The sequence below is a fragment of the Rhodococcus sp. NPDC056960 genome, assembly GCF_042674125.1.
Lineage (GTDB): Bacteria > Actinomycetota > Actinomycetes > Mycobacteriales > Mycobacteriaceae > Rhodococcus_F.
Genome location: NZ_JBHURF010000017.1, coordinates 12,601 through 30,666 on the forward strand (window position 1 = coordinate 12,601; position 18,066 = coordinate 30,666).

18 protein-coding genes are annotated in these 18,066 nt (G+C 67.5%); 8 read left to right on the plus strand and 10 right to left on the minus strand.

All coding sequences use genetic code 11. From position 1 onward, the window contains the following. The first annotated feature begins 235 nt into the window (after positions 1-235). On the plus strand, positions 236-379 hold the full coding sequence (locus ACFTWF_RS26010) for a hypothetical protein (protein ID WP_162850290.1): 144 nt from the start codon (positions 236-238) through the stop codon (positions 377-379). A gap of 143 nt (positions 380-522) precedes the next feature. Further along, entirely contained in the window at positions 523-1,362 is an 840-nt protein-coding gene (locus ACFTWF_RS26015) for an SDR family oxidoreductase (protein WP_378464032.1), read from the plus strand. Positions 1,363-1,365: 3 nt separating this feature from the next. Here the strand turns inward: ACFTWF_RS26015 and ACFTWF_RS26020 are convergent, their stop codons facing one another. The 7 genes from ACFTWF_RS26020 to ACFTWF_RS26050 all read right to left on the minus strand — a co-directional run bounded on the left by ACFTWF_RS26020 (position 1,366) and on the right by ACFTWF_RS26050 (position 11,131). Beyond that, on the minus strand, positions 1,366-3,408 hold the full coding sequence (locus tag ACFTWF_RS26020; protein ID WP_378464033.1) for an ABC transporter ATP-binding protein: 2,043 nt from the start codon (positions 3,406-3,408) through the stop codon (positions 1,366-1,368). 72 nt (positions 3,409-3,480) lie between these two features. Next, a complete protein-coding gene (locus ACFTWF_RS26025; protein WP_378464034.1) occupies positions 3,481-4,110 on the minus strand; it encodes a hypothetical protein in 630 nt (209 codons plus the stop codon). A 120-nt stretch (positions 4,111-4,230) separates the two neighbouring features. Beyond that, complete coding sequence (locus tag ACFTWF_RS26030; protein ID WP_378464035.1) at positions 4,231-5,448, minus strand: RNA polymerase sigma factor; 1,218 nt, start codon at positions 5,446-5,448, stop codon at positions 4,231-4,233. After that, positions 5,445-5,849 (minus strand): YciI family protein, encoded by a 405-nt coding sequence (locus ACFTWF_RS26035; protein ID WP_378464036.1) that lies wholly within the window; start codon positions 5,847-5,849, stop codon positions 5,445-5,447. The genes ACFTWF_RS26030 and ACFTWF_RS26035 overlap by 4 nt, the downstream gene beginning before the upstream one ends. 108 nt (positions 5,850-5,957) lie before the next feature. After that, positions 5,958-7,397: an HAD-IB family hydrolase gene (locus ACFTWF_RS26040; protein WP_378464037.1), complete on the minus strand. Its 1,440-nt coding sequence runs from the start codon at positions 7,395-7,397 to the stop codon at positions 5,958-5,960. 4 nt (positions 7,398-7,401) lie between these two features. Beyond that, on the minus strand, positions 7,402-9,660 hold the full coding sequence (locus tag ACFTWF_RS26045) for a glycerol-3-phosphate 1-O-acyltransferase (RefSeq protein WP_378464038.1): 2,259 nt from the start codon (positions 9,658-9,660) through the stop codon (positions 7,402-7,404). A gap of 16 nt (positions 9,661-9,676) precedes the next feature. Continuing rightward, positions 9,677-11,131, minus strand: coding sequence for a wax ester/triacylglycerol synthase domain-containing protein (locus ACFTWF_RS26050; protein ID WP_378464039.1), 1,455 nt, complete (start codon positions 11,129-11,131; stop codon positions 9,677-9,679). A 169-nt stretch (positions 11,132-11,300) separates the two neighbouring features. Here ACFTWF_RS26050 and ACFTWF_RS26055 point away from each other — a divergent pair, with 169 nt between their 5' ends. Next, positions 11,301-11,795 (plus strand): DUF2505 domain-containing protein, encoded by a 495-nt coding sequence (locus tag ACFTWF_RS26055; protein ID WP_378464040.1) that lies wholly within the window; start codon positions 11,301-11,303, stop codon positions 11,793-11,795. A 3-nt stretch (positions 11,796-11,798) separates the two neighbouring features. Here the strand turns inward: ACFTWF_RS26055 and soxR are convergent, their stop codons facing one another. Both soxR and ACFTWF_RS26065 read right to left on the minus strand, forming a co-directional pair. Continuing rightward, positions 11,799-12,278 (minus strand): redox-sensitive transcriptional activator SoxR, encoded by a 480-nt coding sequence (soxR, locus tag ACFTWF_RS26060; protein ID WP_312033868.1) that lies wholly within the window; start codon positions 12,276-12,278, stop codon positions 11,799-11,801. A 42-nt stretch (positions 12,279-12,320) separates the two neighbouring features. Next, positions 12,321-12,851, minus strand: a complete 531-nt coding sequence (locus ACFTWF_RS26065; protein WP_378464041.1) for an FABP family protein — start codon at positions 12,849-12,851, stop codon at positions 12,321-12,323. Positions 12,852-12,958: 107 nt separating this feature from the next. On the opposite strand from ACFTWF_RS26065, the gene arcA reads away from it, so the two are divergent. Next, complete coding sequence (gene arcA / locus ACFTWF_RS26070) at positions 12,959-14,176, plus strand: arginine deiminase (protein WP_378464042.1); 1,218 nt, start codon at positions 12,959-12,961, stop codon at positions 14,174-14,176. Between the two features lie 66 nt (positions 14,177-14,242). Here the strand turns inward: arcA and arsC are convergent, their stop codons facing one another. Next, positions 14,243-14,599 (minus strand): arsenate reductase (glutaredoxin), encoded by a 357-nt coding sequence (gene arsC, locus ACFTWF_RS26075; protein WP_378464043.1) that lies wholly within the window; start codon positions 14,597-14,599, stop codon positions 14,243-14,245. A gap of 88 nt (positions 14,600-14,687) precedes the next feature. Here arsC and ACFTWF_RS26080 point away from each other — a divergent pair, with 88 nt between their 5' ends. From ACFTWF_RS26080 to ACFTWF_RS26095, 4 genes are all read left to right on the plus strand, one after another. After that, on the plus strand, positions 14,688-15,371 hold the full coding sequence (locus tag ACFTWF_RS26080; protein WP_378464044.1) for an NAD(P)H-binding protein: 684 nt from the start codon (positions 14,688-14,690) through the stop codon (positions 15,369-15,371). An 81-nt stretch (positions 15,372-15,452) separates the two neighbouring features. Continuing rightward, the gene (locus ACFTWF_RS26085; protein ID WP_378464045.1) at positions 15,453-15,827 is read left to right on the plus strand and encodes a GntR family transcriptional regulator; all 375 of its coding nucleotides are present in this window, start codon (positions 15,453-15,455) and stop codon (positions 15,825-15,827) included. Positions 15,828-15,891: 64 nt separating this feature from the next. Then, positions 15,892-16,323 carry a DoxX family protein gene (locus tag ACFTWF_RS26090; protein ID WP_378464046.1) on the plus strand — a complete coding sequence of 144 codons (432 nt, stop codon included), beginning with the start codon at positions 15,892-15,894 and terminating at the stop codon, positions 16,321-16,323. Between the two features lie 84 nt (positions 16,324-16,407). Continuing rightward, positions 16,408-18,045: a BCCT family transporter gene (locus ACFTWF_RS26095; protein WP_378464047.1), complete on the plus strand. Its 1,638-nt coding sequence runs from the start codon at positions 16,408-16,410 to the stop codon at positions 18,043-18,045. Positions 18,046-18,066: the final 21 nt, after the last annotated feature.

Sequence of the window (18,066 nt, forward strand, 5' to 3'; positions counted from 1 at the left end):
TCCGAAGGTCGCTCGTGCACCATGGGCCTCGTGAACACTACTGCGAAGCAGTGTCGTCCGCACGGGCTGTGGGGCGTGGGTCGCAGTTCGGTCGGGCTGCGGGGCCGTACCGACTGGGCGGCGGGTCGTCCTCGTTGGACGATTGTCCAGCTCGGGCGGTTCTGGGCACCTCCTCACGCCCCCGAGTCTGGTCAAATCTGAAGCCGTCGGGGATGATTGTGATATGGAACACAGAATGAGTGACGCCGAGCTTCGGAAGGCGATTCGAGTTCTGCGCGAGCGCGCCGACGACGCCCGGCATCGAGGACACGACGACGACGCCAACGGAATCGAGAAGACGATTCGCACCTATCAGGAAGAGATGACGCAGCGGTTGTGAACCGTCACGAGTCGGCCCCCGGACCGGGGTCGACTCGTGTGGCTTCGCGCGATGAGCGCCCTCGTAGATGCGTGCGCGCAATCAGATTGCGTGCGTAGACTTCCAGCCGACACGGATCGGTGACGACGGGGGCTCGCACGACTATGGCGATCAAAACGCTCGACGGCAAGAAGTGCCTGATCACGGGTGCAGGTAGCGGGATCGGGCACGCGACGGCTCTGTCGGCGGCGGCGGAGGGCGCCGAACTGTTCCTCACCGACATCAACGAGGTCGGACTGGCGCAGACGGTGGAACAGGTCGGCAGCCGCGGCGGCACCGTCAGCTTCTCCCGTGCGCTCGATGTGTCCGATTACGACGCCGTGGCCGCATTCGCCGCGGATGTCCACGAACAGTTCGGAAGCCTCGACGTCGTCATGAACGTCGCCGGCATCTCGGCGTGGGGAACGGTCGAGAACCTCGAACACCGGCACTGGAAGTCCATGGTGGACGTCAACCTGATGGGTCCGATCCACGTCATCGAGACGTTCGTACCCCCGATGGTGCGTGCGGGGCGCGGCGGTCACCTTGTCAACGTGTCGTCGGCGGCGGGGTTACTGGCCCTGCCGTGGCACGCGGCGTACAGCGCAAGCAAATTCGGTCTCCGCGGGGTGTCCGAGGTTCTCCGGTTCGACCTCAAACGGCACGGCATCGGGGTCAGCCTCGTCGTTCCCGGCGCAGTACAGACGCCGCTGGTGGGCACCGTCGAGATCGCCGGAGTCGATCGCGACGACCCGCGCATCCAGAAGGCGATCCACCGCTTCGAGAAGAGGGCCGTCACCCCCGAGAAGGTCGCGTCCTGCATCATCGCCGGCATCAAGAAGGATCGGTACATGGTGTACACCTCGCCGGACATCCGGTTCGGCTACTGGTGGGCCCGCAAGTTCTCGCCGCCCTACGACTACGTGATGCAGAAGGCCAACGATCAGTTCAGCAAGTTCCTGTAGGAGCTAGAACTCTCCCGTTCCCGTGCGGGAACTCGGGGCCAGCACCGTCCCGTCGGTGAATCGCACGCCGTCGGTGCACCGGCACTCCACCTGGCCGCCACCGAACTGTTCCGCGTGAAGTCGTGCGTACAGCCCTTGCTGCGCAAGGAGTTCGGTGTGTGTGCCGCGTTCGATCAGGGTTCCTTCGTCGATCACGAAGATCACGTCGGCGTGCTGGATGGTGGACAGGCGGTGGGCGATCGCGAGGGTGGTCCGTCCGCGCATCACCTCACCGAGGGCCTTCTGGACGAGCCGCTCGGAGACGGTGTCGAGCGCCGACGTCGCTTCGTCCAGGATCAGCACGCGGGGGTTCTTCAACAGCACCCTGGCGATGGCCAAGCGCTGCTTTTCGCCACCGGAAAGGCGGAATCCTCTCTCGCCCACCAGGGTGTCGTATCCGTCGTCGAATCCGATGATGCGGTCGTGAATGTTGGCGGCCTCGGCGGCGGCTCGCAACTCGGCATCGGTCGCATCCGGCTTGGCGTATCGAAGGTTGTCGGCGATCGACGCGTGGAACAAATACGGGTCCTGGGTCACCATCCCGACCGCCTCGGCGAGTGAGCTCATCGTCAGGTCGCGCACGTCGTAACCGTCGACCCGGACAGAGCCACTGTTCACCTCGTACAGACGCGGCACGAGGTAGCAGAGTGTGGTCTTCCCTGCGCCGGACGGTCCCACGAAGGCGGCGAGCTGCCCCGGTTCGATCTCGAGGGAGGTGCCCGCCACCGCCCACCGCCGGCTGCGACGGTCCGCCGGTGGTGTTTCGGGCGCCACCGCGGAGGGCAGGCGAGTCGCCACGGTCGAGACTCCGCGCAGGCCGCCTCCACCGCGACCCAGGCTGCGCAGTGCCACCGGGTCGGGATCCGCGGTGGTCAACCGGACGGGCGCGGGGTACGCGAAGTACACGTCGTCCAACTCCACCCGCCCGGGCGAGTCCGGGGACAGTTCGACGGCGTCCGGCCGATTCACGATCGCGGGTTGCAGGTCGAGGTACTCGAAGATGCGGCGGAACAACGCCATCGACGTCTGGACGTCGAGAGTGACCCGCATCAGCGAGACCAGCGGCTGCAGCAACCGGGCCTGCAGGGTCGAGAACGCGACGAGTGTGCCGGCCGAGAGCGCCGCGGAACCGCCGCTGACGAGATATCCCGCCAGCAGGTAGACGAGGGCGGGAGTGATCGCCATGAACGAACTGACGACGGCGAAGAAACCCTGACCGGTCATGGCCTGCCGCACCTGCAGTTCGGTCTGCCGGGCGTTCTCGGTCCGGTACCGGTCGAGTTCGGTATCGGCCTGGTTGAACACCTTCGTCAGGAGCACCCCCGACACGCTCAGCGCTTCCTCGGTGATCGCGGTCATGTCCGACAACGACTCCTGCGTCTTGCGTGCCAGCACCCGTCGCCGGGCGCCGACTCGCCGTTGCAGATAGACGAATCCGGGAAGCAGTGCGACAGCGAGAAGGGTCAGCTGCCACGACAGCAGCAGCATCGCGATGAGGGAGGCTGCGACGGTGACAACGTTGGACAGGATGCTCGACGCCGTGGACGTGAGGACGGAGCGCACCCCGCCGACGTCGTTGGCCAGGCGCGATTGGATCGAACCGGTCTTGGTGGATGTGAAGAAGGCCAGTTCCATCTTTTCGAGGTGGGCGAAGAGCCGCTCCCGCAGATCCGCCATCGACAGGTTCCCGACCTTGGTGGTGAGGTAACTCTGGCCGACGCCGATCACGGAACCCGCCAGCGTCACCGCGATCATGGCCACCACCAGCCACAGCAGCAGGGTCAGATGGACACCACTGCCGTCGGTGGGAAACAGTGCGCGGTCGAACACCGCCTTCGTGAGGAAGGGATTGACGATGCCGAGCAGTGACGACACGACGATCGCAGCGGCGACGAGCACCAGCCACCCGCGGTAGGGACGCAGCAGCGCCCAGATACGAGGAAACAGCGAAGGCTCCGCGGGGACGGCGGAGGTCTGTTGAGTGGACGGGGGACCGGTCGCGGGCATCTCCCCATCGTGCCCTCGCCGCCGTTCCGGCGAGCGGATTCGATGCGGCCCCGGCCTCCTGCTCGTGGGTGGTTACGGCTGGTCGCCGAGGTCCGGGATGCCGAGCTCCGCCCGGACGGCGGTGAGGAAGTCTTCCTGGGCGCCGCTCCCGGCCTGGAAATGTTCGACGAACTGCTGTTGTCGGGTGGACAGGGTGTCCGCGGGAACGGCGTCGTCGTCTGCGAGATCGACGGTGAGCCAGCCGACCGACTCGGTTCCGGCCGAATACTCCGTCAGCATTCGCCGGGCGGGTTCCACCACCGGTCCGGATCCGATCAACTCCACTGCCGCGAACTTGGAGACGAACCGGACCTGCTGGTCGTGAAGGGGTCCGATCATGTCCCGCACGGTGGCCAGGAGAAGCGGCCCCTCGAAGTTGTCGAACGCCATCGAGATGGCACCCGAGCTGAGGCGCACCTCGTTGGCCGCGGTCAGGAGGTCCGAGTAGATCTGCTGCCGCTGCGTTCGCAGGAACTCGTTCGCGGATTGGTTCACGGTCGCCGCGACCTGATTCGACGTGTTGAGCAGGGTGAACACCCCTCCGCAGACGGAACCGATCAGCGTGCCGACGATGGCCATCGACGCCACGAGCATGCTGAGCCGAAATTCGCGTCGCCGCGGGTCCGCTCCGTCGAGCGATTTGACGCGGTCAGGCTCGCTCATCGTCCTGCTCCATTCCGTGCGATATCGGTCGCAAACGACCTTTCCGTGCAACCCGGGTCTCGTCGCGCGTAGGCGGCTACTCGAATCGTGACTCCGGGCGCGGGTGACGCAGGACCTCGTTCAGTCGAGAGCGCTGAGCCGGGCAACCTGGGCCGCGAGGTACTGCTGTTCCGGCACGTTCGTGGTGCGGTTCGCGGCCGCGCGATAGTGCGCGAGCGCCGATTCCGGGTCGCCCGCCAGGTCGAACAGATGAGCGCGGACGGCGTCGAGTCGGTAGTGCCCTGCCAGGGTCTGGTCGAGGGGCCTCAGCATCGTCAGCCCCGTGGCCGGTCCGTGCACCATCGCCGCGGCCACGGCGCGGTTGAGCGTCACCATCGGATTGTCGGACATCCGCTCGAGTAGTCCGTACAGCGCGAGGATCTGCGCCCAGTCGGTGTCCTCGACCCGGTCCGCGTCGTCGTGTATCGCCGCGATTCCGGCCTGCAGTTGGTAGGCCCCGACCGACCCGTGGGCGACGGCGTCCATCACCACGCGTTGTCCCTCGGCGATCAACTCCCGGTTCCACAGCGTGCGATCCTGCTCGGCCAGCGGGATCAATTCGCCGTGCGGACCGGTGCGGGCGGGACGGCGGGCGTCGGTCAGCAACATCAACGCCAGCAGCCCACCGACTTCACCGTCGTCGGGCAGCATCGCATGCACGGCCCACGTGAGCCGGATCGCCTCGGCCGACAATTCGGTGCGGTGCAGACGGTCGCCGATGCTGCTGGCGTACCCCTCGTTGAAGATCAGGTAGAGCACGTGCAGGACGGAGCGCAGGCGTTCGGTCCACTCGTCACCCGTCGGCCGGCGGAACGGTATCCCCGACGTCGTGATGCGCTGTTTTCCGCGGCTTATCCGTTGAGCCATGGTCGATTCCGGCACCAGGAATGCGTTGGCGATCTCGGCGGTGGTGAGACCACCGACCGCGCGCAGGGTCAACGCGATGGCCGAGGCCGGTGTCAGAGCGGGATGGCAGCAGAGGAACAGCAGGAGCAGGGTGTCGTCCCGATCCGGTACGTCCGCCGACGGCGGCGCCTGCCGGGCGACCGCGTCCTCCCGTGTGCGGCGGGCGATCTCGCTGCGGATCTGATCGGTCATCTTGCGGGTGGCGGTCTGGATCAGCCAGCCCCGCGGATTGTCCGGCAGCCCCTCGCGCGGCCAGTGCTCGGCGGCCGTGAGCAGCGCCTCCTGCACCGCATCCTCGGAACCCTCGAAATCACCGGACCGCCGCACGAGCACACCGAGGACCTGCGGCGCCAGTTCGCGCAGCAGGTCCAGGGTGGCAGGGTCGGTCTTCACAGATCGGTGTCGGGCGCGCCCATCACCTGCCGCACCTCGATCGCCTGCTGGATCGGCGTCCCACCCGGGCCCGGGGCGGCCGACGTCCGCGCGGCGATCTCCAGTGCCCGGGCCTCGGATTCGACGTCGATCAAGCGGTACCCGGCGAGCAGTTCCTTCGATTCGGGGAACGGCCCGTCGGTCACCACCGGAGCGCCCTTCCCGTCGAACGTGACGCGCTTCGCGACGTCCGGTCCGGCGAGTCCCTGGGCGTCGACGAGTTCGCCCTTCGCGACGAGTTCCGCGTTGAGGTCCTGCTGGAACCGGATGTGCGCCTGCACCTCCTCCGGCTTCCACTCGGTCATGGGCACGTCGCATCCCGCGCCGCCCTCGTAGTGCTGCAGCAACATGAACTTCGGCATCGTTGACTCCTTACCCGGTGTGGCGCCCATTCTGGCGCTTTCAGGAACAGGACGGAGCACATCCGAGGTTCTCGACATCCCTCGGAAAGTTTCTTCGGAGAATTTTTTTCAGCGATGCCCGGCGTGCAGACAGTCCTCGAACAGGGAGCGAACCTCGTCGACGTGCCGGTCGAGGTCCGCGAGGTCCCATCCGTCGGTCGGCACGGGAGCGAGCACGTCGACGTCGACCGTGCCGGGGTGCGCGACCAGCGAGTTCCGCCACATCCGTTCACCGGCGTTGTGGATGACGATCGGCACGATCGGGACACCCGCCTGCATCGCGAGGTGGAAGCCGCCCTTCTTGAACTTGCCGAGGCGAGGGGTCGCCGAGCGGGTGCCCTCGGGGGCGATCGCGATGGAGATGCCGGACTGCAGCTTGTCGACGGCCGGACGCAATGCCGCTCGGGCCTTCGTGCTGTCGGACCGGTCGATGTACGCCACATCGAGCAGGGCGCCCACGGGGATGAACCGGGGATCGCGCGCGGCCTCCTTCTTCGCGACACCGGTGACGTCGCGTCGGATGACGCTGCCGATCACCAGCATGTCGAGGGAACTCTGATGATTGAACATGAACACCGCGGGCCTGGCCGACCACGCATTCTCCCTGCCCTTGATGCGCACGTTGATACCGCAGATCGCGAGCGCGAGATCCGGGCCGAAACTGCCGACCAGATTGGCGCCCGTCTGCCGGTTCTGGGTGAGCAGGCCCGCGGAGACACCGAACGCCGCCGCACCCATCAGGGCACCGATGGCCGTGGTGGTGCGGGCGATGGACATCGGGTCGGCGCCGCTCTCCGGTGGCCGCAGGCGCACCGACGGCCATCCGTTCTGCCGCGCTGTGGCCGCCAGCTTGCGGTCGGGATTCAAGGCCACCGGGTGTCCCACCGATTTCAACATCGGGACGTCCTCGGCGCCGTTGGAGTACGCGAAACTGTCACCCAGGTCCACGCCGTGCTTGTCGGCGTACTCACGTAGCGCCTCGGCCTTGGCCGGACCCCACAGCGCCGGCGATTCGAGTTGCCCGGTGAGCATGCCGTCCAGCACCGCGGGACGTGTGCACAGGACGTCGTCGACGTCGATGTCGAGATCCGCGGCCACCGACAGCGCCTGGTACGGCGTTGCGGACGTGGCCATCACCACCCGGTGACCGGCATGCCGGTGCGCGGCGAGCAGTCCGCGCACCTCCGAGAAGATCATCCGTGCGATCTCCTGGCGGAACAGCCGCTGTCCCCACTCCTGCAGTTCGTCCTCCATGCGCCCGGCCAGACTCTCCACACCGATGCGCATCAGGTTGCCGACGTCCGCACCCCGGAATCGGGTGTCGACCGCGGCGCCCGTGGTCCGCAGCAGTTCGGCCACGCTGATGTCGAAGCGGCGCAGTCGATCCCGGTAGACGACGCTCGCGGAGTACCCGCTGATCAGCGTGCCGTCCAGATCGAATGCCGCGAGGGTGGCCGGGCCGGGAACAGCGGCCGCGATGTCGTCGTGGAGACTGCGGAGATCGCTCATCGACTCACCTGCCACCCATCTGGTCGAGATTCTCGTGCGCGATGGCCCGGATGCGGAGCACCTGGGCGATCAGGCCCTGGAGTTCGGCCTCGAACTCGACCCGCCGGGCCGCCATGTTCTCGGCATTCGGTTCGACCAGGCCCCGGTTCCGTGCCAGCTTGAGCGCCGTCGTGAACAGTTCCGCCGAGATCGATTCGCTGCTCCCGATCTGCTGCCGCAGCCGTCGCTGCTCGGCGAGCGCGAGACACGCCGTCATGAACGCCTTCTCGTCGAACTTCCGGTCCACCGGAGTGCGCAACAACTGACCCGCGACCACGGCGTACGCCTCGAGGAACGGCTGCAGAACCCGATGAGCCAGGTGAATACGCATCCCGGACAACAGGTTCGCCGCGTGCTGCGGGTCGCCGAGATTCGACTCCCACGCCGGGTCGATGAGGTCCAGTTCGGCCCGCAGTTCCTTCCGGAAGGCGTCCTTCTCGCTGAAGAAGAACTCGAACTTGAGGAGATCGCGAATGCGCAGCGCCGCATCCCACCCGTCGTTCAGCGGATCGGTGAACTGCTGATCGACGGCCGCCCGCAGCACCATCTCCGCGATCGCCCGCATCACCAGGAAGTGAATCGTGTTGTTGCGGTAAAACGCCGCCACGAGGTGCTGATCCCGCCCGAGGTAGAAGACCCGCTCGCTGCCCTGGTCGAAGCTTTTCAGGACCCCCGAGTCGAGATGGGTGCGCACGGCCTTGCGGATCACCTGCGGATCGGTCAGATCCACGTCGCCCGCGGTGGGCAGGGAGCGCGCCGTGATGTAGTCGACGAGAGGTCCCAGGATGGCACCGACCTCGGCGACGGTGAGCGCCCGGTCCTCGATGCCGAGGAACGCGAGCATGACGAGGGACGACGCCGTGACGGGGGTGACCTCGTTGATGCGGTGACACACCTCGAACGCCGTCTTCTGCACCGCCAGCCGCAGGTCGTCCTCCTGCCCGAGGTAGTCCGCCAGCGACATCGGCCTGCCGACGTTGACGTGCGCGACACCGTGCCGTTGCCCCTGGGCCCGAACGTATCCGAAGAGCCAGCGCAGACTCTCCTTGCTCTTCGCCTGGCCGTGCGCCTCCGCCGCCATGGCCCCGACCTCGTAGAGCTGGTCGTAGGTCAGTGACACCGGGACCAGGTACACGTCGGACATCCCGCTGTCCTGGAAGGCTTTCGCGAGGTAGTTGAGCAGACCGAACCGCGGCGGCCGCAGCTTACCGGTGCGGCTGCGCCCACCTTCGATGTACCACTCGAGGTTGAACCGCTTCGTGAGCAGATAGCGCATGTACTCGCGGAGCGTCCACTTGTAGATCTCGTCGCCCTCGATCTTCCGGCGGATGAACACGGTGCCGCTGCGTTTGCCGATCGGTCCGATCGGCCAGAAGTTGATGTTCAGCCCGCCCATCACGTGGTTGAGCGGAAGGTCGTTCGCGAGCAGCGCCGGCCGAAGCACCAGCGGGTCGAGGTACGAGCGGTGACTGGGCAGGAACACCAGGGAATGTTCCTTGTTCAGCTCCCGCAGTTGGTCGAGCCGGGTGGTGTCGACGTCGAGGCGGTAGGCGCGGGAGAAGTAGCGGCCCAACTGGTCCCACAGCGCGATGGCCCGCCTGCTCTGCGCGGCGACCATCTCGTCGAGTGCGCCGCGGGCGCGGCGATCGACCTCGGCGACGGGGAGATTCAACGCGGCCGACAGTTCGTGGGTGCCGTCGTGGTACCGGCTGGCGTCGGTGATCTCGTCGACGACGAACCTCGACACCTTGTACTGGGTGCCCAGCACCGTGCGTTCGGCCCGCTCGAGGGTGAGTGCGGCCTGGCGGCGGATGAAGTCGGGCAGCGACCCGCCGCCGTTCTCGGCGAGCCGGCGTTCGAGGTCGCTGAGCGGCGCCGGGTCGCCCTCGAGGACCTGGCAGCGGGCCGGGTCGTCGCGCATCACGCGGCGCTGCGTGTTCTGGCCTGGATGCAACGGGTCGCGGAGCGACAGGGTCTCCCGCAACCGCTGCGCGCCGTCCGGATGGGTCTCCTTCGGTAGCCAGACCACCCGGAGCGGGGTCAGCAGCGGATCATCCTTCCGCCGTGCGAGATCGGCGAGAGCCTGATCGGTGACGCGGACCGCAGGCGGCGGTTGGCCGCTGTCGTTCGCCTGCCGCTCCAGCCACGTCCGGAGAACGTCGTCCTCCATGTCACTCATCGTCTCGATGAGATACACCCGCGGCCGCGCCCTCTGTTCGTCCATCGCGCCAGCCTTCCTTTCAGCCACGGCCCAGTTCGACGATCTCGTCGAGACTCTCCTGCAGGCACACCATGAACCGCGCCGGCGCGGTGACGGCCGCGGTGTCGAGATTGACACCGATACAGCACGTGCCGACGTGGGAGACCAGGGTCGCCATCACGGCGCAGCCGGGGGCGGGGCCGAACGGGAACATCCGCTCGATCCGGGCACCGGCCAGATACACGGGCACCGGGACCCCCGCGACGTTGCTGGCCTGCAGATCGAGGCCCGTCGACTGCGAGAGGTACCAGTTGGCCAGCACCACCGTCGGAATCCGGACCAGGATCGGGGCGGCCGAATCCAACAGTCCGAGCGCAGGTTCCTGACGCAGACCCAGGATGATCGCGCGGACCTTCTTGATCCGCGCGACCGGGTCGCATTCACCGACAGGTCCCGCGAACCGGGCCGCCGCGAATCGGTTGCCCCCCGTCGGATCCGACGCCGACCGCATGCTCACCGGCATCCCCACCGGAATCGTCTCGACGTCGTGGCCGAACGATTCGTGGTAGCGGCGGAAACCGCCCAGCAGGGCAGCGACGTACGCGTCGTTCAAGGATCCGCCGGCGATGTGAGCGGCCGAACGCAGTTCGTCGACACTCACCTCGAGCACCCCGAACCAGCGGCCCAGCCCGCGGTCGCGAAGCAGATCCGAACCGGTCGTCGGGGGAGGGGTCACGACCCGGCGGATCGAATTCGCGTACCCGGCGACCTCCGCGACACTTCCCACCGGGTCGGTGACGACGGTCCGCGCCGTCCGTACGGCGCCGCGGATCAGGCCCCCGATCCGGCCCGGGGCGCTGCGCACGTTGTCGAGGGCCTGCTCGAACAGGGCACCCCCTCCCGACATCTGCTCCGGCAGCGGCGCGGGCCGATCCGGTTTGTCCGGTGACGGTTCCGGGCGCCTGCTGTGCAACAGGGTCATCAACTGGATGCCGCCGAGACCGTCCGTGATGCTGTGGTGCGTCTTCACCACGTACACGGCGCGGCCGTCCTCGAGCCCCTCGATGAGCATCGCGCTCCACGGCGGCCGGGCACGGTCGAACGGCTCGGTGGCCATGTGCCTGCACATCCGCAGCGCGTGGTCGAACGTCGCCGGCTCCGGCAGTCGGACCCGCGACAGGTGATAGTCGAGATCGAACTCGGGGTCGACCGACCACATCGGGTTGCCGAGCCGCAGCGTCGGTTCCACCACCCGCATCCGGATGCGCGGCACCATGTGCGACGCCCATTCGTGGGCGCGCACCAGCCGCTCCCAGTCCGGTGGTTTGTCGAGGACGTCGACCGCGACGATCGGCGAACGCAGCTTCGGCTGCACCTCCTCCATCCGCCACATCCCCGTCTCGAAGTCGGACATCGTGCGGTCCGCTCCCCAGGCGACGTCGGAGAAGTCCACGTCGACGGCACTCGGTGGAATCAGAGGTTCGCCGTCGGCCATGCCCACCCTCATTCGGTTGCTCGAGTTGCCCTCAGCTGCTGCTTTTCCAGTGTGGACCCGCCCCGCAGATCCCGTCCCTGGTTCCGGCGGATTCGCGCTCGGCGCCCGTGCGCGGCCGGCGAGTCCCTGGACTCCTTCGCCGCGCACGGAGTTGTCGTAGGCTGCCGTCATGGCGAAAAGCTTCGACTACTCCGAAGAGGTCGCGTACCCGATCGACCGGGTGCACGCGGCAGTGACGGATCCGGCGTTCTGGCAGCACCGGTTCGAGGAGGCGCCGGACAAACTCACCCTCGACGACAGCGGGGGCCCCGGCACGCTCACCGCGACCATGCGCGACACCATCGGCGCGTCCTCCCTCCCCGGGCTGGTGCGCAAGGTCGTCACGGGCGAACTGAAGGTCGAGCGCGCCGACGCATGGGGCGCCCTCGACAGCGACCACGCCGACGGCAGGATCACCGGCAGCTCCACCGGGATCCCGGTGCAGATCGCGGGCACGTCGGTGCTTCGCGCGTCCGGCGACGTCACCGTCCTCGGCCTCACCGGATCGGTGCAGGTCAAGATTCCGCTGGTCGGAGGGCAGATCGAATCCCTGATCAGGAAGCTCGTCGGCGACATGGTCGGGCAGGACCGCGACGCGATCGAGAAGTGGCTCGGCGACAGCTGACGCTCACGACCCCGGTGCCGGGCTGTCGAGTGCGACGTCCAGCGTGCGGGCACCCGGCCCCGCCGTCCCGAGCCGGTCGTGGGAGTTGACGATCGCGCAACTGCCCAGCGACAGGCACCCGCAGCCGATGCAGCCGGTCAGGTTGTCACGGAGCCGGATCAACTGCTCGATCCGCTGATCCAGATCCGCGTGCCACCGCGTCGAGAGCTTCTCCCAGTCCTTGCGGTTCGGGGTGCGGCCCTCCGGCAGGGTCGCGAGAGCGTCCCGGATCTCGGCGAGCGGAATACCGACGCGCTGGGCGATGCGGATGAACGCCACCCGGCGCAGGGTGTCCCTCCGGTAGCGCCGTTGGTTGCCGGACGTCCGCCTGCTGGTGATCAGCCCCTCGCGCTCGTAGAAGTGCAATGCCGACACCGCCACACCGCTGCGCTCCGACAGCTGTCCGGGCGTCAGTTCCTTCGCTCTCCACTCGGGCATCTCCACGACAGGCAACCTTTCACCGGGTTACCTCAACAATACTCGAGGTCAGTCGCGGCGGAGATGCCCGTGGAGGTGGTGAGTGAGCGGCGTGAGGTCGTGCGCCATCCACAGGTCGTAGGTGAGGTCGCCGCCGCGCACCGACAACTGCCGCCGGATGCTGTGCACCGGTTTGGCGTCCGGCGACGCACCCAGCGACGTCATCGACAACTCGATGATTCCCTCCCGGATCTGACCGCGGTGGATCTCCGCGAAACCCGTCGGCTGCGCGACGAGCAGTTCCGCCTCGTCCTCGGCGACGAGCCGCAGATAGCCGGACTCCGTGTGCAACGGGCGGCCGCTGCCCGCCTCCCACGTCCGAGACCGGTACGCCAGGAACGGTTTACCGGTGGGAGCGAATTCGATCTCCTCGGTGTACGCGAAATCGTCGATCGTCGGATAGGCACCCTCGCCCTCGCCGCGCCAGCGACCGGCGAACGGGGCCAGGGCGTCCGGCACGAAGGGGAGTGGCGGTGAGTCCGCAGAAGAACTCGCCGTCGCGTCCGACTGCGCCGGCGAGAGAGTCGAGTTCTCGTCCATGAGATACCTCCGCCGTTTCACCGTACCCGCCCCGGGAGCCGAGGGACACGGTCGGCGGCGGAGTGTTTGAGCGTGCCTGCCGGGCCCGCCGGCATTACCGTCTAGACATGAACGCGTCCGGTTCTGCGCCGTTGGGAGCCAACTCCGAAGTCGGGCAGCTTCGTGCGGTCCTCCTGCACCGCCCCGGGGACGAACTGAAGCGGCTGACGCCCCGCAACAACGACCAACTGCTCTTCGACGGACTGCCGTGGGTCGACCGCGCGCAGGAAGAGCACGACGCGTTCGCCGACCTGCTGCGCAGCCGCGGCGTCGAGGTCCTGCTGCTGTCCGACCTGCTCTCCGAGACACTCGGCGCCAGCGGCGCCGCCCGCATCCACGGCATCGGCGCGGCCGTGGACCCGCGCAAACTCGGGCACACCCTGGCGCAGGAACTGGCCGCTCACCTCCGCAGTGTCCCCGCGCCCGAGCTGTCCACCATCCTCACCGCGGGCATGACGTTCGACGAACTCCCCGTCGCCGCCAACACGGCGTCGCTGGTCCGCCGGATGCACCACGGTGGCGACTTCGTCATCGACCCGCTGCCCAACCTGCTGTTCACCCGGGACTCGTCGTTCTGGATCGGACCCCGCGTCGCCATCACGTCGCTGGCGCTGCCCGCCAGAGTCCGCGAAACGTCCCTCACCGACATCATCTACGCCCACCACCCGCGTTTCCGTGGGGCCCGGCGCGCCTACGAATCCCACACAGCCCCCGTCGAGGGCGGCGACGTCCTGCTCCTCGCACCCGGCGTCGTCGCCGTCGGAGTGGGCGAACGCACCACCCCCGCCGGTGCCGAGGCGTTGGCGCGCAGCGTCTTCGAGGACGAACTCGCGCACACGGTGCTGGTGGTGCCCATCGCGCAGGCCCGGGCGTCCATGCACCTCGACACCGTGTGCACGATGGTCGATCACGACGCCGTGGTGATGTACCCGATCATCCAGGACACGCTGTCGGCGTTCACGATTCACCGCGAGGACAAGGGCGTGTCGATCCGCGGGGCCGATCCGTTCCTCGACGCCGCCGCCGAGGCCATGGGCATCGGCAAACTGCGCGTCATCGACACCGGACTCGACAACGTCACCGCCGAACGCGAACAGTGGGACGACGGAAACAACACACTCGCGCTGGCACCCGGCGTGGTCGTGGCGTACGAACGGAACGCGGAGACCAACGCCCGGCTCGAGGCGTCGGGCATCGAGGTGCTGCGTATCGCGGGTTCCGAACTCGGCTCCGGTCGCGGCGGTCCCCGCTGCATGTCCTGTCCGGTGTCGCGGGACCCGCTGTAGGCGCTTCGCGCCCGTGCGCCTTTCTGGTCGTGGGAGCAACCAGAAAGGCGCACGAGCGCGAAGCGCCTAGAGGATGTCGCTGACCTTCGTCGCCGGGCGGGCGAGGACGGTGCCCTTGTCCGTCACGACGATCGGCCGCTCGATGAGGATGGGATTGTCCACCATGGCTTCCAGCAGTTCGTCCTCGGACGCCTGCTCGAGGCCCAGTTCCTTGTAGACGGCCTCCTTCTTCCGGATCGCCTCGCTCGGCTTCAGCCCGGCGTCGTCGAGAAGTTTGCGCAATCCGTCCCGCGAGGGCGGAGTCTCGAGGTACTTCACGACGGTCGGCTCGATGCCCGCGTCCCGGATCAGTCCGAGGACCGTGCGGGACGTGCTGCAGCGCTGGTTGTGGTAGATGGTCGCGGTGTTCGCCATGTCGGCCATTCTGCCCCGTGGGAACAAAGCCGCCCGCACGGAGCGCTGCACCAGGGGTAGTAAGTCGTGAACAGTCGACGAAAAAGGGAGATCGATCATGGCCGAGCACACCGACGCGACTCCGCGCCGCATCGTCATCGCGGGTGGACACGGGAAGATCGCCCGTCACCTCATCAAGATCCTCACGGCGCGTGGAGACCGTGCGGTCGCGTTGATCCGCAACCCCGACCACGAGCATGCGGTGGCGGCGCTCGGCGCCGAACCGGTGGTGATCGATCTGGAGACGGCAAGCGCGGACGACGTGGCGAAGACGCTCGTGGGCGCGGACGCCGCGGTATTCGCCGCCGGCGCCGGTCCGGGCAGCGGCGTCGCCCGCAAGGACACCGTCGACCGCGGCGCGGCGGTCCTCCTCGCCGACGCCGCCGAGAAGGCGGGTACGCGCCGATTCGTGCAGGTCGGATCGTTCGGGGCGGGTGAGCCGATCCCCGAGGGCACCGACGACGTGTTCGCCGCCTATCTCGTCGCGAAGACGGCCGCGGAGGAAGACCTGCGCGCCCGCACCGACCTCGACTGGACGATCATCCGTCCGGGCGGCCTGCTCGACGACGACCCGACGGGTCACGTCACCCTCACCGCGCCCCCGCTCGAACGCGGCACCGTCACGCGCGCCGACGTCGCCGCGGTGGTCGCGGCGCTCCTGGACCACCCGAACACGGTGAAGACGACGCTCATGCTCACGTCCGGTCCCACTCCGATCGACGAGGCCGTCGCCGCCGTGTAACCCACGCCGTCGGCGCCGTGTAACCGTTGCGGCGCCGCAACCGCGCAACTACGGTCTGATACAACGCCTGGAACAACGGAGGTGGCGCCGGCCGTGCACATCGACATCGATCCGGATTCGTCGACCGCCCCGTTCGACCAGTTGCGTTTGCAGATCATCGAGCAGGTCCGCAGCGGGCAGTTGATCGCGGGAACGAAGATCCCCACGGTCCGTGCGCTCGCCGTCGAGGTCGGGCTCGCTCCGAACACGGTCGCGAAGGCGTACCGGGAACTCGGCGAGCAGGGTGTCATCGAAACCCGCGGCAAGCAGGGCACGTTCATCGCGAGCGGCGGCGACCCCATCCGCGCCGGGGCCGAGAAGGCCGCCACAGGCTATGTGCAGGAACTGCGGAAGCTGGGGGTGTCCGACGAGGAAATCCTCGGCTTCGTGCAGTCCGCTCTCCGCGGCGCCGACTGAGGCCGTTGCCGAAGTCAGAAGGTGTGACCCCATCAAGTGTGACCCAGAAAGGTAGACGCTCGGTATGGCTTCCGCACTCTTCCGCGAATTCGCACTGCTGATCGCACGGATCGGGCTCGGCGTGGTCTTCGTCGCGCACGGCTGGCAGAAATTCTTCGACTACGGGGTGAAGGCCACCCAGGCTTCGTTCGCCGACATGGGCGTTCCGCTGCCGGACATTTCGGCTGTTGCGGCCGCCACTATCGAACTTGCGGGTGGATTTGCTCTCATCGTCGGCGTGGCCACACCGGTCGCGGGAATCCTGCTGTTCCTCGACATGCTGGGCGCGTTGATTCTGGTGCACGCGGACAGGGGTGTCTTCGTCACCAACGGCGGGTACGAACTCGTCGTCGCGCTCGGCGTCGGGTCGCTACTTCTCGCCGTGATCGGCGCCGGAGGGCTCAGCATCGACGGGCTTCTCGGAAGAGGCTCGGGATGGGGAAAAACCGCAGCGTAACGACGCCGCGCACCGGGTTTCGATTCGGTGTGCAGCGGTGGGCTAGCTTGCTTTTACCACCGAAAATGACCAACGTAGTTGTTCATGGCAACGAATACTGATCTGCCTGATCAAGATTCCGGGAGCGCTGACCCGGCGGTCGGCGGAGGGCTCAAACGGGTCGGTGTACGCACCGATTACGTCGTGTTCTCCGTCGCCGCCGCAGCGGTCTCGGCAATCGTCGTCTGGGGGCTCCTGGCCCCCGACAATCTCGACACCACGACCGGTAAGGCGCTCGATTGGCTGGTCACCGACATGGGCTGGTTGTTCGTCCTGTCGGCGTCCGGGTTCGTCCTCTTTTCGCTGTGGCTCGCGTTCAGCAAGTTCGGTCACATTCCGCTCGGCAAGGACGGCGAGAAGCCCGAATTCCGCACGGTGAGTTGGATCGCGATGATGTTCAGCGCCGGAATGGGCATCGGGCTGATGTTCTTCGGGGTCGCCGAACCGCTCGCGCACTACGTGACACCCCCTCCGGGTTCGAACGGTGGCATCGGAACTGCCATGGCCACCACCATGTTCCACTGGAGTCTGCACCCCTGGGCGATGTACGCGGTGGTCGGACTGTCGATCGCGTACGGCTCGTACCGCAAGGGCCGCAAGCAGTTGTTCAGCTCCGCGTTCATCCCGCTGCTCGGCCGCCGCGCGGAGGGGCCGATCGGCAAGTTCATCGACGTGCTCGCGATCTTCGCGACACTGTTCGGCACCGCCGCGTCGCTGGGCCTCGGTGCTCTGCAGATCGGTTCCGGTTTCCAGGTCGTCGGATGGATGTCGCAGGTCAGTACGTTCCTGCTGGTCGCCATCGTCGCCCTGCTGACGCTGGCCTTCGTCGCGTCCGCCGTGTCGGGCGTCGCGAAAGGTATCCAGTGGCTGTCGAACACCAACATGGTGCTCGCCGTCGTCCTGGCCCTGTTCGTGTTCGTGGTCGGCCCGACGGTCCTGATCCTCAACCTGCTGCCGACGACGATCGGCGCGTACGCCGCGCAACTCGCGCAGATGTCGGCCCGCACCGGAGCGTCGTCCGATCCGGCGACCGGCGAATGGCTGTCGTCGTGGACCATCTTCTACTGGGCGTGGTGGATCTCCTGGACCCCCTTCGTCGGCATGTTCCTGGCGCGCATCAGCCGCGGCCGGACGGTGCGCCAGTTCGTGATCGGCGTGATCGTGGTGCCGAGCGCCGTGAGCCTCGTGTGGTTCGCGATCTTCGGTGGCGCGGGAATCGCCCAGCAGCGCGACGGAATCGACCTCGCCGGGCAGGACACCCAGGAGGGGCAGCTGTTCGGGATGCTCGACCACCTGCCGCTCACCGGAATTTCCACCGTCCTGGTGATGGTCCTCGTCGGAATCTTCTTCGTCTCCGGCGCCGACGCGGCGTCGATGGTGATGGGCACCCTGTCGCAGCGTGGGTCGCTGGAACCGCAGCGCTGGGTGGTCGTGTTCTGGGGCGTGCTGACCGGTGGTGTGGCCGCGCTCATCCTGTGGACCGGTGGTGACACCGCCCTCGACGGGCTGCAGACGATGACGATCATCGCCGCGGCGCCGTTCGTCCTCGTGATGATCGGGTTGTGCTTCTCGCTCTACAAGGACCTGTCCCGCGACCCGCTCATCGTCGACGGCCGGGAAATGCGGAGGGAGATGCGGAGAGCGGCGGCGAAGCGTCGTCGCGACCGGATCTCGTCCCGCTAGAGGAACAGTCCGCGAGCCGCT

What these genes read in the sequence shown, in the direction of transcription:
- ACFTWF_RS26010 (WP_162850290.1), top strand. Translation starts at nt 236, where the DNA reads ATGAGTGACGCCGAGCTTCGGAAGGCGATTCGAGTTCTGCGCGAGCGC.
- arsC (WP_378464043.1), bottom strand. Translation starts at nt 14,599, where the DNA reads ATGGCCGACATGGCGAACACCGCGACCATCTACCACAACCAGCGCTGC.
- ACFTWF_RS26035 (WP_378464036.1), bottom strand. Translation starts at nt 5,849, where the DNA reads ATGCCGAAGTTCATGTTGCTGCAGCACTACGAGGGCGGCGCGGGATGC.
- ACFTWF_RS26080 (WP_378464044.1), top strand. Translation starts at nt 14,688, where the DNA reads ATGGCCGAGCACACCGACGCGACTCCGCGCCGCATCGTCATCGCGGGT.
- ACFTWF_RS26040 (WP_378464037.1), bottom strand. Translation starts at nt 7,397, where the DNA reads ATGAGCGATCTCCGCAGTCTCCACGACGACATCGCGGCCGCTGTTCCC.
- arcA (WP_378464042.1), top strand. Translation starts at nt 12,959, where the DNA reads ATGAACGCGTCCGGTTCTGCGCCGTTGGGAGCCAACTCCGAAGTCGGG.
- ACFTWF_RS26015 (WP_378464032.1), top strand. Translation starts at nt 523, where the DNA reads ATGGCGATCAAAACGCTCGACGGCAAGAAGTGCCTGATCACGGGTGCA.
- ACFTWF_RS26090 (WP_378464046.1), top strand. Translation starts at nt 15,892, where the DNA reads ATGGCTTCCGCACTCTTCCGCGAATTCGCACTGCTGATCGCACGGATC.
- ACFTWF_RS26065 (WP_378464041.1), bottom strand. Translation starts at nt 12,851, where the DNA reads ATGGACGAGAACTCGACTCTCTCGCCGGCGCAGTCGGACGCGACGGCG.
- ACFTWF_RS26045 (WP_378464038.1), bottom strand. Translation starts at nt 9,660, where the DNA reads ATGGACGAACAGAGGGCGCGGCCGCGGGTGTATCTCATCGAGACGATG.
- ACFTWF_RS26020 (WP_378464033.1), bottom strand. Translation starts at nt 3,408, where the DNA reads ATGCCCGCGACCGGTCCCCCGTCCACTCAACAGACCTCCGCCGTCCCC.
- ACFTWF_RS26025 (WP_378464034.1), bottom strand. Translation starts at nt 4,110, where the DNA reads ATGAGCGAGCCTGACCGCGTCAAATCGCTCGACGGAGCGGACCCGCGG.
- ACFTWF_RS26055 (WP_378464040.1), top strand. Translation starts at nt 11,301, where the DNA reads ATGGCGAAAAGCTTCGACTACTCCGAAGAGGTCGCGTACCCGATCGAC.
- ACFTWF_RS26050 (WP_378464039.1), bottom strand. Translation starts at nt 11,131, where the DNA reads ATGGCCGACGGCGAACCTCTGATTCCACCGAGTGCCGTCGACGTGGAC.
- ACFTWF_RS26095 (WP_378464047.1), top strand. Translation starts at nt 16,408, where the DNA reads ATGGCAACGAATACTGATCTGCCTGATCAAGATTCCGGGAGCGCTGAC.